This is a genomic window from Lentzea waywayandensis (genome assembly GCF_900115955.1).
GTDB lineage: Bacteria > Actinomycetota > Actinomycetes > Mycobacteriales > Pseudonocardiaceae > Lentzea > Lentzea waywayandensis.
Map to the genome: position 1 here is coordinate 145,368 of NZ_FOYL01000012.1, position 15,343 is coordinate 160,710.

The following is a 15,343-nucleotide window of genomic DNA, read 5'->3' on the forward strand; positions in this document are numbered from 1 at the left end:
CGCAACACCGCCGCGGCCGCCGGCACACCACCCGCCGCGGGGGAGCACCGCCGCGGGACCTCATCCGCGCCGCGTGAAGCGCTCGGGACGTGGCCGCCGGAGTCTGCGTGAGTGGACTCCAACGCCTTGCGCAGAGTGCTCGTGCCCCTCGCCCTCGCCCAGTTCATCTGCAGCTTCGCCGGCTCCAACATGAACGTGATGATCAACGACATCAGCCGGGACCTGGACACCACCGTCCAGGGCGTCCAGCTCGCGATCACGATCTTCCTGCTGGTCATGGCGGCGCTGATGATCCCCGGCGGCAAGCTGACCGACCGCTACGGCCGCAAGCGATGTCTCACCGCCGGTCTCGCCGTGTACGGCCTCGGCGCGGTGCTGAGCGCGTTCGCGCCCGGCCTGCCCGTCCTCATCGTCGGCAACTCGATCCTGGAGGGTGTCGGCACCGCGTTGCTGATCCCGCCCGTCTACATCCTGGCGACGATGCTGTTCACCGGCGTCACCTCGCGGGCCCGTGCCTTCGGCGTGATCAACGGCATGGCCGGCATCGGCGCGGCCACCGGGCCGTTGATCGGCGGGCTCATCACGACGATGCTCAGCTGGCGGGTGGCCTTCCTGTTCCAGGCGCTGGTCGTCGTGGTGATCTTCGTCCTGAGCCGCAGGTACGTCCGTGATCCGCGGCCACCGGATCCGAGCCGTCCGTTCGACATCCGCGGCGCGGTGCTGTCGTCGGCCGGGCTCGTCCTGATCGTGTCGGGCGTGCTGGCTGCGGACAACAACGTTTGGCTGATGCTGGGGTTGCTCGTCGCCGGAGCACTGACGCTCGTGTGGTTCTTCCACTCGGTGCGCGCCAAGGAACGAGCCGGCGTGGAACCGTTGCTGTCGACGGAGTTGTTCCGCAGCCGCACCTCGAACCTCGGCCTGGTCACGCAGAACGTGCAGTGGCTCGTGCTCATGGGCATCTCGTTCGTGGTCTCGGCCTACCTCCAGGTCGTGCGCGGCTACAACGCGATCGAGACCGGCCTGATCCTCACGGCCGCCACGGCGGGCGTGCTGCTCGCGTCCCTCTCGGCCGAGCGCCTCGCGCGCCGGCACGCCCAGCGCAGCCTCGTGCTGACCGGTTTCGCCGTCACGATCGGCGGCATCGCGCTCTTCCTCGCGCTGCTCGCGCTGTCGCAGCAGGCGTGGACCTTCCTACCTGGCCTGTTCCTGATCGGGCTCGGCATCGGCGCGATGCTGACGCCGTCGGTGAACGTCGTGCAGTCGAGCTTCCCGGACGCGCTGCAGGGCGAGATCTCCGGCCTGTCCCGCAGCGTGTCCAACCTCGGGTCCTCCCTCGGCGCCGCGATCGCGGGCACCATCCTCGTCGCCGGCATCACCAGAACTCCCGAACGTTCCTACGCGCTGGCCTTGGTGGTGCTGGCGGTGATCGCACTCGGCGGCATGGTGGCGGCCGCGTTCCTGCCGCGGGCCGCGCAGAGCCAGGCCCGGTGACCGCGATGACCGGCGAACCTGACGAGCTGCCCCGGTTGCGGGCAGAGGTGTACGCGTTGCAGGCACGGCTGGACCGTCGGGAGCGGCGCGCTGCCACGGTGCGGATGCTGCGCCGCATCGGTGCCGCCGTGCTGATCGCGGTGACGGCGTTCGCGCTCGTGATGAGCGTCGTCGGCATCTGGAGCGCGCGCACCGCGCTCAACACCGACCGGTGGGTCGCCACGGTCGCGCCCCTGCCGAAGGACCCGGAGGTCGCGGCGGCGGTGGCGGACTTCGCGACCGTGAAGCTCTTCGAGGCGGTCGACGTCGAACAGCGGCTGCGATCGGTGCTTCCCGAACAGGCCGCGTTCGTCGCCGGGCCGCTGGCGAGCCAGCTGCACGCCCCGGTGCGCGCGACGGCCACCAAAGTCCTGGGCAGCGACCAGTTCCAGCGTGTCTGGATCGAGCTCAACCGCCGCACCCACCAGCGCGCGCTCGCCGTCGTCGAGGGCGACAGCGAGCTCGTGGCCGTCCACCAGGACCGGGTCGAGATCGACCTGCTGCCGTTGATCAACGAGGTGCTCCGGACGCTCAGCGCGCAGCTGCCCACCCTGTTCGGCAGACAGCTCTCGTTGCCGGACCTGAGCAGTGGTGAGATCCCGGCGGATCTGCGGGTCCGGGTGGAGGACTCGCTCGGCGTCACGCTGCCGGAGAACTTCGCGCAGTTCACCGTCTACGACTCCGGGCAGCTGTGGGCCGCCCAGCAGGCCGTGGCGACGGCCAAGCGAAGCCTCGTCCTGTTCCTGCTCAGCACACTCGTGCTGCTCGTACTCGCACAGCTCGTCTCGCCCGATCGCCGGCGCACGTCGTTGCAACTCGGCCTGTGGCTGGTGGTCGCCGCCGTGGCGGTCACGGCGGTGCTGCGCGCGGTCCGTGAGCAGATCCTCCAGAACGTGCCGGAGGGGCTTTACCGCGACGGCGCCGCGGACGTGCTGACGGCGGTCTTCAGCCAGCTGCGCACACGCGGCTGGCAGATGCTCTGGACAGGCGCGTTGCTCGCCCTGCTGATGTACGTGATCGGACCCGGCAGGGGACCGGTGTGGTTGCGCCGCAGGACAGTCGCGGCCTGGCACGCGATCCGCCGCGGTGCCGTGACGGGTGGGCAGGCGCTGGCCGCGCACGGTCCAAGTTGGACAGCGCGGCATCTCGACGCTGTGCGCGTGGGCGGTGTCGCCGTGGCTGTCGTGTTCGCGCTGCTGCTCTCGTCGTGGACGGCTCTGTTGGCGATCGTGGTGGTACTGGCGGCCTACGAATTGCTCGTGACGGTGTTCGCCCTGCGTTCCACCCGTGCCGGATGAGGTGACCGGCGCCGGTGCGCCGTGACGATGAGGCAACTGATCGAGTCGAGGAGGAGTCGTATGGCCATCGGGCCGATCCAACTGATCGTGCTGGGCTTCACACATCCGGACTTCCGCGGTGAGGTGATCGCCGAACTGGAGAAGCTCCGCAGGACCGACACCATCCGCGTGATCGACGCCATCGCCGTCCACAAGGACCCGAAGGGCACCATCGCGGTCGAGCACCTGAGCAACCTCTCGCCCGCCGAAGCGGTCGAGCTGGGCAGCAAGATCGGCGCGCTGATCGGCCTCGGCGCCGCGGGACAGGAGGGTGCCGAGGCCGGCGCGGTCAAGGGAGCCGAGTCGGTGCGGGAGAAGGGAGGCGTCCACCCGTTCAACGACGCGGACGCGTGGGACGTGCTCGCCGAGATTCCCAACGACAGCGCGGCGGCGTTGCTGCTCATCGAGCACCACTGGGCCGTGCCGCTGCGTGACGCCGTCGCCCGCGCCAAGGGCTTCCGCATCTCCGACGGGTTCATCAGCCCGTTCGACCTGATCGCGATCGGGCTGGTGAACGCGGAGGAGGCCCAGGAACTGCACGACCTGGAAACAGCAGGATCGACGCGCTGAGGAGGCGGACATGTTCGGTTCACGCCGCGTGGCCCGCCGCACCGCACGACGCACGGTGCGGCGAACCGGGGGAGCTCCGGGGATGTTCAGGGCACGCCGGATAGTCCGGCGCCGCTAGCTGGTGGCCGGTGGCCGTGAGCCGGTGGCCGCGAGCCGCGAGCTGGTGACTGGTGGCCGGTGACTGCCAGCCTGTGGCCGCGAGCCGCGAGCCGCGAGCCGTGGCCGGTGGCCGCGAGCTGGTGACCGGTGGCCTGTGGCCGGTGGCTGTCAGCCTGTGGCCGTTAGCCGCCAGCCGCGTACCCACCACCCGCGTACCGCCAGCCGCCAGCCGCCAGCCGCCTGTCCCGAGCCGCTAGCCGGTGGCTCGGGTCAGGGCCAGCCTGCGCAGCCGCGCCCAGTCCAGCTCCGGCCGCGGCTGCGGCACCCCAGGCCGGTGGCGCGGCACCCGCACCCGCAGCGCCCCCGGCCTGACCACGCACCGCACGGGAGTCGTCATCGTGACCGCCTCGCCGTCCACGCCGACCGGCAGCAACGGGGTGTCGGCCGTGATGACGACCTCCGTCGCGGTCCGCAGGAGCACGGCTTCCGACCGCCGCCGGCCACGCACCAGGCCGGCGGCCTCCGCCGCGTCGCGCACCGTCACCGCGAGCACGCCCAGCACGCCGCCGTCCAGTCGCGGCCTGCGGCCCAGCCCGGCCAGATCGCTTGACCCGTAAGGGTTGTTGCTGACCAGTACCGCCTGCGCCCCGGCCAGCCAGGCCCCGCCCGCCCGCAGCCGCAGTGCCGCCGACCGCGGCCCGATCAGCAGGCCTGGCAACAGGTTCAGCGTCGTCCGGGTCTTGCCGTCGCGGTAGGCGGGGCTCCGCACCACCTCGGCGTACGCGCCGAACGACGCGTTGTTGACGAAGGTGCGGTCCCCGGCCACGCAGAGATCGACCCGCACCTCGACGCCGTCGGTGAGCGCGTCGAGGCAACGGCGGGGATCGTCGCGGTCCAGGCCGAGGTCGAGCGCGAAGTGGTTGCGGGTGCCTGCGGAGATGACCATGAACGGCACCCCGTGTTCCGCCGCGATGCCGGCCACGATCGCCTGGGTGCCGTCGCCTCCGGCCACCCCGAGCAGGTCGGCGCCGTTGTCGAGGGCGTGCCGGGCGAGCGCGGCGACGTCCTGCGAGCCGTCGAGCACGCAGACCTCCGCACCCAGCACCGCGGCCAGGTCGGGAAGTCCGAACCGCCCGACCTTCCCCTCACCGGACCGCGGGTTCATGATCAGGTACGGTCGCCGGGGCCGGGGCACCTCGAACTCGACCGGACGGCCGGCCCCGCCGTTCGTGACGAGCGCGCGCCGTCCGCAGGCCACCGCGACTAGCCACAGCAGGGCGCACACCACGACCACCCACGCCAGGCGGGCCTGGACGTACAGGACGACCACGGTCAGCGGCACGAGCACCACGAGCGCGCCGGCGAGCCACCGCACGAGACCGCGGTGGGCGAGGATCCACCAGGCGCCCGCCAGCGTGATCACCGTTCCCGTCGCACCGACCAGCACCAGCCCGACACCGGCGCGCACCCCGGCCGCCACCAGCACGACCACGACGGCCGCTCCCGCGGCCAGGAACGCGAGCCGGGCCAGCCGGCGTTGTTCCGGCTTCGTCACATCGGTCAAGGCTTCCTCCAAAGTGGAATGTGCCCCCAAGCCTTGCCATCCACGGCGCGGGCGGCCTCACCCCCGGCGGATGAACGGGCCCGGCGGGCTCACCCGCGACGGCGGAAGCGCCCCGGTCGGATCGGCACGACGCTCGGTGCGGTGAAATCGTTGTGCGTCAACAAAGTCCTCTGCTCGGCGACCGCGGGGCTGCTGGCCCTCACCGCCTGTTCGGCTCCCCAGCGCGTCGCCCAGGTCGCTTCGGCACCGGCGGCCACGGTCACTCCCGTGCCGATAGCCACGAACTCCACCGCGCGGCACTTCAGCGCACAGGTCCTCGCGCGGGTGCCCACCGACCGGGCCGACGCGCGTGGCCTGGAACTGGTCGGCGACCTCCTGGTGGAGAACACGGGCCCGGTGATCCGTGCGGTGGCCCCCGCCACGGGTGAGGTTCAGGCTCAGCAGACCGTGCCGCCGGGCAGCGGAACCGCGCTGACCCCGGCCGGGCTCTGGCACACCGGCGCCGTCGCCGCGGTGCTGCTGGATCCGCGCTCACTGGCGGAACGACGCCGGGCCACGATCGCCGGCGAAGTCTGGGGACTGTGTTACGACGGAACGCACCTCGTGCAGTCCGACGGCACCACCAGACTGCTGCTGCGCGACGGCGACACCGCGGAGCTGGTCCGCGAACTGCGGGTCGACGCCCGCGAGTGGGGAGCCGCACGGCTCGGTGAACTCCACTGCGTGACCGTCAACGGCCGCTCGCAGGTGTGGGCGGCGGTCACCGGCTCGGACTGGATGATCCGCGTGGACCTCGCCTCGGGCACCGTCACCGCGGACGCCGACCTCACCCCCGTCACCGTCGCCGAAGTGCCGACGGGCCGCAACCAGGTGATCGGGGGCATCGCGGCGGTGCCGGACGCGGCGGGGGAGCTGTGGCTGACCGGCAGGCACTACCAGCACCGCTACCGGGTCCGGCTGCTGCCCCGGCCGTGACCCGCGGATCAGGAAGCGATGAGGCTCAGTTGCCGCAGCCAGGTCTCGACGGCCTCGTCCGCCTCGCCGACCTCTTCACCTTGAACCGCCAGACCGTCGGCGAACGTGGCGCCACGGCAGGACTTCGCGTAGTCGCGTGCGGTGGTGCCCAAGCCGCTCATGGCGTGCGTGGTGAACGGAACGACGACCTTGCCGGAGAAGTCGAGCTGCTCCGTGAACGTCGTCATGATCATCGGCGCGCGCACGTTCCAGATAGGACTGCCCAGCAGCACGGTGTCGTACGCGCCGATGTCGGGCAACGGGTTCTTGATGGCGGGCCGGGCGTCGGTGTCCTGTTCGACGACGTTGCGCTTGACGGTGGCGTCGTAGCCTTCCGGGTAGGGGTCGGCGGGCTCGATCCGGTGCACGTCGCAGCCGATGAGGTCGCGGATCTTGCCGGCCAGGACCTCGGTGTTGCCGACGGTCAGGGTGGTGCGCCCGCCGTAGCGGTAGTTCTCGCCGGGCCGCGAGAAGTACACGAGCAGCACCTTGCCCCGCGCCTTGTTGCCCGGTGACGCCTGTCCCCGTTCGGGTTCTGGCTGATCGCTGGGGGAGGAACAGGCGGTCACGGCGGCGGCTCCGGTGATCAGTGCGGCACGCAGGATCGTGCGGCGCCGGACCGGGTTGTGATCCCGTGGCCCGTTCATGCGTCCAGGCGGCGCCCGGCGAGCCAGGTGACGATCGCGGGGTCCTGGTGGTCGAAGAACAGGGAGCTGCCGGTGTCGAGGGTGGCGATCCGGGCCATCTGCTCGTCGGTGAGCTCGAAGTCGAAGACGTCGAGGTTCTCGGCCATCCGCTCGGCGCGCACGGACTTGGGGATGGCGATGACACCGCGCTGGGTGAGCCAGCGCAGCACGACCTGGGCGACCGACTTGCCGTGCTCCTCGCCGATCCCGGCCAGCAACGGGTTGGTGAACAGGTCGTTCTTGCCCTCGGCGAAGCCGCCCCACGACTGGATCTGCACGCCGTGCTCGCGCATGAGGTCCTGGTAACCGGCGCGCTGGAAGAACGGGTGGGTCTCGATCTGGTTGACCGCGGGGACGATCTCGTTGTTGACGATCAGGTCGACCAGCCGGTCGGGGTAGAAGTTGGCGACACCGATCGCCTTGGCCACGCCGTCGCGGTGGAGTGCCTCCATGGCGCGCCACTGGCCGTAGACGTCGCCGAAGGGCTGGTGCATCAGGTAGAGGTCGAGGTGGTCGAGTCCCAGCTTGGTCAGGGACGTCTCGAACGCGCGCCGGGTGTTGTCCTCTGCTGGAGCGTCCTGCACCCACAGCTTGGTGGTGACGAACAGGTCCTCGCGGGGGATGCCGCTGGACTTGATGGCGTGGCCCACGGCTTCTTCGTTGCCGTAGGCGGCGGCGGTGTCCAGCAGGCGGTAGCCGGCGGCCAGCGCTTCGGACACGGCGCGTTCGGTGTCCTCGGCGGGGATCTGGTAGACGCCGAAGCCGAGCAACGGCATCTCGACGCCGTTGTTGAGGGTGACGGTCTTCTGCATGAGCGCGATGTCCTTCACTGGGAGATCAGGGGCGGAGAAGTGCTGGAGAGAGCTGCTCGTCTGAAACGGTGATCAGCGTTCGAGCATCTGCGCCTGGGCCGCGGTGTGCGTGTCACCGGCGGCGGGAGGCATGCTGCCGAGCTTGTCCAGTTGCCCGGCGGTCAGCACGACGGCGTCCGCGGCGGCGTTCTCCTCGACCCGGCTGACCCGCTTGGTGCCGGGGATCGGGACGATGTCCTCGCCCTGGGCGAGCAGCCAGGCCAGCGCCACCTGGGCGGGCGTGGCACCGACCTCGGCGGCCACCGCCGCGACGTCGTCGGCGAGCGCCAGGTTGTGCCGGAAGTTCTCACCGGTGAAGCGGGGGTTGTCCCGCCGGAAGTCGTTCTCGTCGAACTGGTCGGGGGAACGCACGGCGCCCGTCAGGAACCCGCGGCCCAGCGGGGAGAACGGCACCAGGCCGATGTTCAGCTCCCGCAGGACGGGCAGGACGCGCTCCTCGACGCCGCGCGTCCACAGGGAGTACTCCGACTGCACCGCGGTGACCGGCTGGACGGCGTGGGCGCGCCGGATCGTGTCCGGGCCCGCCTCGGACAGCCCGAAGGCCCGGACCTTGCCCTGGTCGATCAGCTCCCTGACGGCGCCGGCGGTGTCCTCGATCGGCGTGTTCGGATCGACCCGGTGCTGGTAGTAGAGGTCGATGTGGTCGGTGCCGAGCCGCTTGAGCGAACCCTCGACGGCGGTGCGGATGTTGGCCGGGCCGGAGTCGAGGTTCCACTCGCCGCCGCCGGTGTGCGAGACCAGGCCGAACTTGGTGGCCAGCACCACATCGTCGCGGCGGCCCTGAAGCGCACGGCCCAGCAGTTCCTCGTTGACGTAGGGGCCGTAGATCTCGGCGGTGTCGATGAGCGTCACGCCCAGCTCCAGCGCCCGGTGCACGGTCCTGATCGACTCCGCGTCGTCGGTGCCGGAGCCGGTGTAGCCGTGGGACATGCCCATCGCGCCCAGGCCGATCCGGGAAACCTCCAGGTCGCGCAGTGTGACGTGCCGCATCTCGCCCTCTTCCGATCGTGGGGTCACCCACTCTCGCGCGGCCTGGCAGGTCGTGCCCGGTGACGGAGAGGGGCGTCTTCCTCACCCACCTTCGACCGGATCGCGCCGGCGAGGCAGGGCGGGCTCTTCAGGGGTAACGACAGGGCCCCTCTGCGGTCTGCGGGACGGGCGGCCGGCGGGTGAGACTGGAGGCATGGCATCCGAGAGCGCGCACAGCGAGGGCGCCGAGTTGGGCCGCTACCTGCGTGCCCGCCGCACCCAGACCAGTCCGGAACACGCGGGCCTCACGGTCGGCACCGGCATCCGCCGCACTCCCGGCCTGCGCCGCGAGGAACTGGCCACCCTCGCCGGCATCAGCATCGACTACTACGTGCGCCTGGAACGCGGCAAGGAGACGCGCCCCAGCCCCGCCGTCCTCGACTCCCTCGCCCGCGCCCTGCAGATGGACGACCAGGAACACCAGCACCTGCGCGAACTGGCCGCCCGCGCCGCCCGTTACGCCGGGGAGCCGCCGCCCGCCCCGAGCCGCACCGTGCGCCCGCACCTCAAGCTGCTGCTCGAGTCACTGCGCCCGAACCCGGCCTACGTCATCAGCCGCAGCATGGAGATGCTCGCCTGGAACCCCGGCGGCCTCGCCCTGTACGCGGGTCTGGACGACTGGCCGGTCAAGCACCGCAACCTAGCCCGCTACCTGTTCCTGCACCCCGCCGCCCGCAGCCTGTTCCCCGACTGGGACCGGCAGATCACCGCCTGCGTCGCCCGCCTGCGCGCCGTCGCGGGCACCGCCCCGGACGCCCCCGACCTCACCAACCTCGTCGGCGAACTGCTCCTGAAGAGCCCCGACTTCGCCGGACTGTGGGAACGCTACGAGGTCGCCGGCCGCAAACCCGCCCGCAAGACCTTCCAGCACCCCCTGGTCGGCGCGGTCACCCTCACGTCGCAGTCACTGCAGGTCGAAGGCACGCCAGGTCAGCGCATCGGTGTCTACACCGCCGAACCCGGCAGCCCCGACCACGACGCGCTGATCCTCCTCGACAACACCGCACCTCGACCGGCGCAGGTCCCCACGACCGTGGAGCAGTAGCCGGACGTCACTTCCTCCAGAACAGGTGATGGGTCACGCCGCTCGCGCTGGGCACGACGTCGACGTGGAACCGGTCCAGCAGCTCGTCGGGCGACTTCCACAGCGGCACCCCGTGACCGAGCTCGACCGGGGACACCGCGACGTGCAGCGTGTCGATGAGGTCGGCGTCGAGGAACGACCGGATGGTGGTGGCACCGCCGCCGATCCGGACGTCCTTGCCCCGCGCGGCCTCCTTGGCGAGCGCGAGGGCGTCGGCCGGGTCGCCGTCGACGAAGTGGAACGTCGTGTCGGAGAGGGTGAACGACGGCCGTTGGTGGTGGGTCAGCACGAAGACCGGGGTGTGGAACGGCGGCTCGTCGCCCCACCAGCCCTGCCAGTCGTGGTCCTGCCACGGGCCGCGGTGCGGGCTGAACTTGTTGGCGCCCATGATCTCCGCGCCGATGTTGTGCGCGAAGTCGCGGGTGAGGTAGTCGTCGAGGCCGCGGCTGCCACCGGGGTCGGTGCGGTTGGGCCAGCTCGCCGTGGCACCCGCCCACGCGAACATGGTGCCGGGATCGGCGTGGCCGAACGGCCTGTCGAGGGTCTGGTCCTCACCGGCACCGAACCCGTCCCGCGACACGACGAAGTTCTGGACCTTCACCAGCTGGGTCATGGGCTTCCTTCCGCTCTTGGTCGACGTGTGGACCACGGGGGCCGCGCGAACTCATCGGTCCGGCCGGAAGATCATGCTCCTACGCCGGACCCGCTGCCTCCCGGCGGGCGAAAGGACGATGTCGAAACGGTGCGGCTCCACGGCTGGCGTGGCTCGCCCACAAGCCGAACGGAAGCGGCGCACGGTGAAACGTGCGCCGCTTCCGTTCGAGAGTCACCGAGCGTTACTGCGCGGTCGGTACGGGGTGACCTTCCGACGCCTGCACGACGACGATGCCCTGACCCGTCAGCGCGAGCTGGTACGCCTCGCCCGAACCGCGTCCGATGACGGCGCCGAGCTTGGCCGTCTTGCGGATCGAGGACTGCAACGAGGTGGACCACAGGACGGCGGACTGCATGTCGACGTACGTCGGCACGTCCACGTTCAGCACGACCGGCGTCCCGTAGGCGGTGACCGCGAGCGCGCCGGTGCCCGTGAACGTGGTGTTGAACAGGCCGCCGCTGAGCATCGACGCGCCCTCGGTGCGGTTGATGTCCCACTTGAGGCTGCTGTCGAAGGCGAGCACGTTCTTGCCGTTGACCGTGACGCCTTCGTTCTCCAGGTACAGCACGAAGATCTCGTCTGCGTCCTGGGCGAGGAACACGTCTCCGCTGCCCGACACCTTCATCAGCGACATGCCCTCACCGGTGAAGGCCTTCTTGAACAGCTTGCCGAGACCACCGCTGCCTTCGTAGGCGAAGTCGACGTCGCCCTGGTAGGCGACCATCGATCCCTGCTTGGCGAAGAAGAACCCGCCGCTGCCGGTGAGGTCCACCTTGAGCATGCGTTCGTTCTGCAGTTGGAAGCTTCCCGGCTCGACGGGCCGCTCTGCGTGGTTGAACAGTGAGCTGCGCATGGTCAGATGATGCAGGTGATCATGACGGCGCGCATCCGTGGGGTGATCCTCCCGCGTCGGCGTGACCTCACGGATCGATCCTGTAGTAGCAGTACCCGTCCTCTCTCGGGGTCCAGGTGGCGAAGGTGGGGAACACGGCGAACGGGAAGCCGCCTTGTCGTGTCTTCGGGCCGTACCGGCCGTCGACCGCGAGACCGGCGTTGTACCACTCGTTGAGCTTGGCCTGGACGTTCCTCACCGCCTGTTGGGTCTTCGGGCCGAAGTCGCGGTCGTCGGCGATGTTCTGGCCCATGCACCGCCGCATCGACACCTGGATGACCCGGACGGCGTCGCCGAAGTTGCCCCTGCCCAGATCGCAGTTGTAGGCGCCGGTGTCCCACCCGATCGTGGGCACTCGCATGAATCCGCCTGGGACGGAGTACGTCGTGAAGCTGTTGCAGGACGCTGCCGCCTGCGCGACTCCCGGCGATGCCATGGGGATCACCGCGGCCAGAACCGCTGTGGCGGCGAGTGTTGCGCGGATCGATTTCATGATCGTCCCCCCGGTCAGTTGGCGAAGTAGAGCGAGGCTCCCTGGCACGAGTACGGGCAGTGCAGCTCCGCCCGGTAGTTCCCGGGCTTCCAGTCCTTGCCCCAGACGTCGTGCTCGTTCCCCCGCCTCTTGTTGTCGCGGAGGATCTCCGGATCGCCGGGGCCGTCGAGGTACCGGACGAGGACGAACGAGTTGACCGGGTCCGGGGTGCCCGGCTCGTACGGCGCCGTCCACGGGATGTTCGCCGTCGCGATGTGCGGGTTCGCGCCGCTGCCGACCCACAGCGGCGCGGTCACGCACGTCCACTGGGTGGTGACGGTGCACGACCTGACGGCCATCGCGCCCGGATCCGCGGTGGCCGGTTGCCCCGCCGTCAGAACGGCGCCCAGCGCGGCCACGACCACGCCGGCGGTCCTGAGTTTGTGCTCGAACTTCCCAGTTCGCATGTAATTTCCCCCTTCTGATGCGTTGTCCCGCGTTCCCGCGGTTACGCCAACACCGTGAACTCGGCCGGTTTCACGACGGTTTCATCGGCGCGGTGCCACCGTCGTCCGGCGGGAGGCGACCATGAAGACGGAGTTCGGCGTGCTCGGCCCACTTCGCGTTGCGGTGGAAGGGGAAGACGTCGATCTGGACCAGCCGATGCTGCGCCGTCTGCTGGCCCTGTTGCTCTGCGCGGCCAACTCGCCGGTGTCCGCCGAGGCGCTCGCGGACGCGCTGTGGGAGACGACGCCGCCCGCGTCCGCGAGGAAGACCTTGCAGCTGTACGTGCATCGGCTGCGCAGGAGGCTCCGTGATCCGGCGCGGATAGCGCACAGTCCCGCCGGTTATCGGCTCGTCGTGGAACCGGGCGAGTGCGACGCCGACGAGATGCGGCGGCTGGTCGCGGACGCCCACGCGACCGTTGACCTGGGCAGGCGTGCGGCGTTGTTGCGCGACGCGTTGGCGTTGTGGCGCGGTGTCCCGCTCGCCGAACTCGTCGACGTGCCCGCCGTGCTGACGATGTCGGACGCGCTGACCGACCGGTGGCTCGCGTTGCTGGGAGAGCGCGTCGACGTCGATCTGGAGCTCGGCCGGCACAGCGATCTCGTGGCGGAGCTGACCGAGGTGGTGGCGCGGCACCCGTTGCACGAACGGTTCCGGGCACAGCTGATGCTGGCCCTGTACCGGTGCGGACGGCAGGCGGACGCGCTGGCGACCTACCACCAGGCGAGGGAAGCGCTCAGCGACGAGCTGGGAGTCGATCCGTCCGAGGCCCTGTGCGCCCGGTACCAGGAGGTGCTGCGGGCTGATCCGGCGCTGGACCTTCCCGTGCGGCCGAGCCGTCCCCGGCCCGCGCAACTGCCCGCCGCTCCCCGCGACTTCAGCGGCCGTGCGGACGAGCTGAAGGAGCTGGACGCCTTGGTGGCCGGCGGAGCGGGACTGGTGACGATCTCGGCGATCGCGGGTGCCGCCGGCGTCGGCAAGACGGCGCTGGCACTGCGGTGGGCGCATCAGCGGCGTGACGATTTTCCCGATGGCCAGCTGTACGTCGACCTGCGCGGAGCGTCCACCGCGAACCCGGTCGACGCGGCACACGCGCTGGGCGAGTTCCTGCGCGCACTGGGCGTGCCGGCCGAACACGTTCCGCAGGAGCTCGAGAGCGCCGCCGGGCTCTACCGGTCGCTGGTGGCCGACCGCCGGGTCCTCGTGCTGCTGGACAACGCGCACGACGTGAACCAGGTCCGGCCGCTGGTGCCCGGCACGTCCACGACCGTGACTCTGGTGACCTCGCGGAGCCGTCTCGGCGGTCTGGTCGCGATCAACGGCGCGCGCCGCCTGTTGCTGGCTCCGCTGCGCCCGCAGGAGTCACACGAACTGCTCGTGACCCTCCTCGGCAGCGAACGGGTCGGCGCCGAACCGGACGCCGCGGCCGAGGTCGCCCAGGCCTGCGGGCACCTGCCACTGGCACTGCGGATCGCCGCCGCGAACCTGCTGGACCAGCCACGCCGGCGGCTCGCCGACTTCGTCGCCGACCTGAACCGCAACCGGTTGAGCACGCTCACGGTCTCCGACGACGACCAAGCGGCCGTGCGGTCGGTGTTCGCGCTGTCGTACGAGCGCCTCGAACCGGCGGCGCGCCGGCTGTTCCGGCGGCTTGGCCTGGTGCCGGACCTCGATGTCACCTCCGAGGCCGCCGACGCACTCGACACCGTGGGCAGCACGCGACTGCTGGAGGTGCTGCACGACGCTCATCTGCTGGACTGCCGGACACCCGGCCGCTACTCCTTCCACGACCTGATCGGCCTGTACGCCAAGGAACTCGCGGAAGCGGAGGAGGATCGGCCGGCCCGTGAGGCGGCGCTCGACGGGCTCTACGCCTGGTACGTCGGCAGGCTGGCCGCGGCGGACCGGTTGCTCGTGCCCTACCGGCCGGCCGTCGTCGAAGCCGACCCGGCGGCGCCGTTCGACACCGCGCTGGACGTGCTGGCGTGGCTGGACGACGAGAAGTCCGCCCTCTCCGCGTTGGTCCACCACGCCGTGGCCACGCGGCGACGCGAAGTGGCCTGGCAGATCCCGTTCCTGCTGAGCGGCTACTTCGAGCACCGCGGCACGTGGTTGCTCGGCGTGCGCCTGCTGCGGTTCGCGGTCGACGCCGTGATGGAGCTCGACGACACCGACCTCGAATGCCGGGCGAGAGCACAGTTCTCGATCGCCCTCGTGCACGCCGGACGCGTCGCCGAGGCGGTGCGCGAACAGCAGCGTTGCCTCGCCATCGCCAGGGAGGCCGGCAACACGCAACGGGAAGCGGCGACGCTGAACAACCTCGGCTGGATGCACCACGAACAAGGCGACACCGCCGGCGCCCTCGCCTCGTACGAGGCGGCGTTCGCACTGTTCGCGGCACTCGACGACCGCGGCTACATGGCCATCGTGCTCCAGAACATCGGCGACGCGAAGTCGTTGCTCGGTGATTTCGCCGGCGCGGTCGAGCATCACGAACGATCCCTGGCCATCGCCCGCGAGGACGATCTCATCGGCCAGCAAGGGGATTCCCTGCTGTCCCTCGGCCAGGCACACGCGCGGGCGCACCGGCACGACGACGCGGTCCGGGTCTTCCGGTCCGCGCTGCCGCCGGTCGTGGAGGCCGGCAACAAGATGACCGAAGCCCTCGCACACCGCGAGTTCGGCCACAGCCTGCGCGCCATCGGCGACACCGCCGCCGCAGCCGACGAGTTCGCGCTGGCCGCGAAGCTCTACCACGACACGGACGACGTGCATCTCGCCGTCGCGGCCTATCTGGACTTGAGCGGCGTCCGCGCCGAGACAGGCGATCTCGGCGCCGCACAGCGGGCGTTCGACTCGGCCCGGCAGCTGCACCTCCGCGCCCCCGACCCGATCAACGCCCGGCGGCTCGACGCGATGGCGAGTGGACTCACGAGTGGATGTCCGAAGGGTGTTTCGCCAGCGGAGTCACCTTGATGTCCAGGTAGGGGAACAAAGGCAGCCCGGATCTACCGCGGCTCGGCGTGCGCTCG

At 70.7% G+C, this 15,343-nt stretch carries 14 protein-coding genes; 6 read left to right on the top strand and 8 right to left on the bottom strand.

Annotated elements, in window-relative coordinates; translation table 11 throughout:
* The first annotated feature begins 111 nt into the window (after window positions 1–111).
* The 3 genes from BM417_RS35705 to BM417_RS35715 are packed head-to-tail and all read left to right on the top strand — an operon-like array spanning window position 112 to window position 3,437.
* Entirely contained in the window at window positions 112–1,491 is a 1,380-nt protein-coding gene (locus BM417_RS35705; protein ID WP_245822423.1) for an MFS transporter, read from the top strand.
* Between the two features lie 5 nt (window positions 1,492–1,496).
* On the top strand, window positions 1,497–2,828 hold the full coding sequence (locus tag BM417_RS35710) for a hypothetical protein (RefSeq protein ID WP_218164669.1): 1,332 nt from the start codon (window positions 1,497–1,499) through the stop codon (window positions 2,826–2,828).
* Window positions 2,829–2,888: 60 nt separating this feature from the next.
* Entirely contained in the window at window positions 2,889–3,437 is a 549-nt protein-coding gene (locus BM417_RS35715) for a hypothetical protein (RefSeq protein WP_093603667.1), read from the top strand.
* A 352-nt stretch (window positions 3,438–3,789) separates the two neighbouring features.
* On the opposite strand, the gene BM417_RS35720 is transcribed toward BM417_RS35715, so the two are convergent.
* A complete protein-coding gene (locus BM417_RS35720) occupies window positions 3,790–5,091 on the bottom strand; it encodes a diacylglycerol/lipid kinase family protein (protein WP_245822435.1) in 1,302 nt (433 codons plus the stop codon).
* A gap of 150 nt (window positions 5,092–5,241) precedes the next feature.
* Between BM417_RS35720 and BM417_RS35725 the strand changes: the two genes are divergently transcribed.
* On the top strand, window positions 5,242–6,075 hold the full coding sequence (locus BM417_RS35725; protein WP_177320781.1) for a glutaminyl-peptide cyclotransferase: 834 nt from the start codon (window positions 5,242–5,244) through the stop codon (window positions 6,073–6,075).
* 8 nt (window positions 6,076–6,083) lie between these two features.
* On the opposite strand, the gene BM417_RS35730 is transcribed toward BM417_RS35725, so the two are convergent.
* The 3 genes from BM417_RS35730 to BM417_RS35740 form a co-directional block, all read right to left on the bottom strand.
* A complete protein-coding gene (locus tag BM417_RS35730) occupies window positions 6,084–6,761 on the bottom strand; it encodes a flavodoxin (protein WP_093603673.1) in 678 nt (225 codons plus the stop codon).
* Window positions 6,758–7,612 carry an aldo/keto reductase gene (locus BM417_RS35735; RefSeq protein WP_093603916.1) on the bottom strand — a complete coding sequence of 285 codons (855 nt, stop codon included), beginning with the start codon at window positions 7,610–7,612 and terminating at the stop codon, window positions 6,758–6,760. The genes BM417_RS35730 and BM417_RS35735 overlap by 4 nt, the downstream gene beginning before the upstream one ends.
* 72 nt (window positions 7,613–7,684) lie before the next feature.
* On the bottom strand, window positions 7,685–8,662 hold the full coding sequence (locus BM417_RS35740; protein ID WP_093603675.1) for an aldo/keto reductase: 978 nt from the start codon (window positions 8,660–8,662) through the stop codon (window positions 7,685–7,687).
* A gap of 193 nt (window positions 8,663–8,855) precedes the next feature.
* On the opposite strand from BM417_RS35740, the gene BM417_RS35745 reads away from it, so the two are divergent.
* Complete coding sequence (locus tag BM417_RS35745; protein WP_093603677.1) at window positions 8,856–9,746, top strand: helix-turn-helix transcriptional regulator; 891 nt, start codon at window positions 8,856–8,858, stop codon at window positions 9,744–9,746.
* Window positions 9,747–9,753: 7 nt separating this feature from the next.
* Here the strand turns inward: BM417_RS35745 and BM417_RS35750 are convergent, their stop codons facing one another.
* The 4 genes from BM417_RS35750 to BM417_RS35765 form a co-directional block, all read right to left on the bottom strand.
* A complete protein-coding gene (locus tag BM417_RS35750; protein WP_093603918.1) occupies window positions 9,754–10,398 on the bottom strand; it encodes a dihydrofolate reductase family protein in 645 nt (214 codons plus the stop codon).
* A gap of 223 nt (window positions 10,399–10,621) precedes the next feature.
* On the bottom strand, window positions 10,622–11,293 hold the full coding sequence (locus tag BM417_RS35755; RefSeq protein ID WP_093603679.1) for an AIM24 family protein: 672 nt from the start codon (window positions 11,291–11,293) through the stop codon (window positions 10,622–10,624).
* Window positions 11,294–11,360: 67 nt separating this feature from the next.
* A complete protein-coding gene (locus tag BM417_RS35760) occupies window positions 11,361–11,825 on the bottom strand; it encodes a peptidoglycan-binding domain-containing protein (RefSeq protein ID WP_093603681.1) in 465 nt (154 codons plus the stop codon).
* 14 nt (window positions 11,826–11,839) lie between these two features.
* Entirely contained in the window at window positions 11,840–12,271 is a 432-nt protein-coding gene (locus tag BM417_RS35765; protein ID WP_093603683.1) for a hypothetical protein, read from the bottom strand.
* A gap of 121 nt (window positions 12,272–12,392) precedes the next feature.
* On the opposite strand from BM417_RS35765, the gene BM417_RS35770 reads away from it, so the two are divergent.
* Window positions 12,393–15,287, top strand: a complete 2,895-nt coding sequence (locus BM417_RS35770) for an AfsR/SARP family transcriptional regulator (protein ID WP_093603685.1) — start codon at window positions 12,393–12,395, stop codon at window positions 15,285–15,287.
* Window positions 15,288–15,343: the final 56 nt, after the last annotated feature.

Coding starts and splice junctions, on each gene's coding strand:
- BM417_RS35710 (WP_218164669.1), top strand. CDS start 1,497: ATGACCGGCGAACCTGACGAGCTGCCCCGGTTGCGGGCAGAGGTGTAC.
- BM417_RS35715 (WP_093603667.1), top strand. CDS start 2,889: ATGGCCATCGGGCCGATCCAACTGATCGTGCTGGGCTTCACACATCCG.
- BM417_RS35730 (WP_093603673.1), bottom strand. CDS start 6,761: ATGAACGGGCCACGGGATCACAACCCGGTCCGGCGCCGCACGATCCTG.
- BM417_RS35735 (WP_093603916.1), bottom strand. CDS start 7,612: ATGCAGAAGACCGTCACCCTCAACAACGGCGTCGAGATGCCGTTGCTC.
- BM417_RS35740 (WP_093603675.1), bottom strand. CDS start 8,662: ATGCGGCACGTCACACTGCGCGACCTGGAGGTTTCCCGGATCGGCCTG.
- BM417_RS35745 (WP_093603677.1), top strand. CDS start 8,856: ATGGCATCCGAGAGCGCGCACAGCGAGGGCGCCGAGTTGGGCCGCTAC.
- BM417_RS35750 (WP_093603918.1), bottom strand. CDS start 10,398: ATGACCCAGCTGGTGAAGGTCCAGAACTTCGTCGTGTCGCGGGACGGG.
- BM417_RS35755 (WP_093603679.1), bottom strand. CDS start 11,293: ATGCGCAGCTCACTGTTCAACCACGCAGAGCGGCCCGTCGAGCCGGGA.
- BM417_RS35760 (WP_093603681.1), bottom strand. CDS start 11,825: ATGAAATCGATCCGCGCAACACTCGCCGCCACAGCGGTTCTGGCCGCG.
- BM417_RS35765 (WP_093603683.1), bottom strand. CDS start 12,271: ATGCGAACTGGGAAGTTCGAGCACAAACTCAGGACCGCCGGCGTGGTC.
- BM417_RS35770 (WP_093603685.1), top strand. CDS start 12,393: ATGAAGACGGAGTTCGGCGTGCTCGGCCCACTTCGCGTTGCGGTGGAA.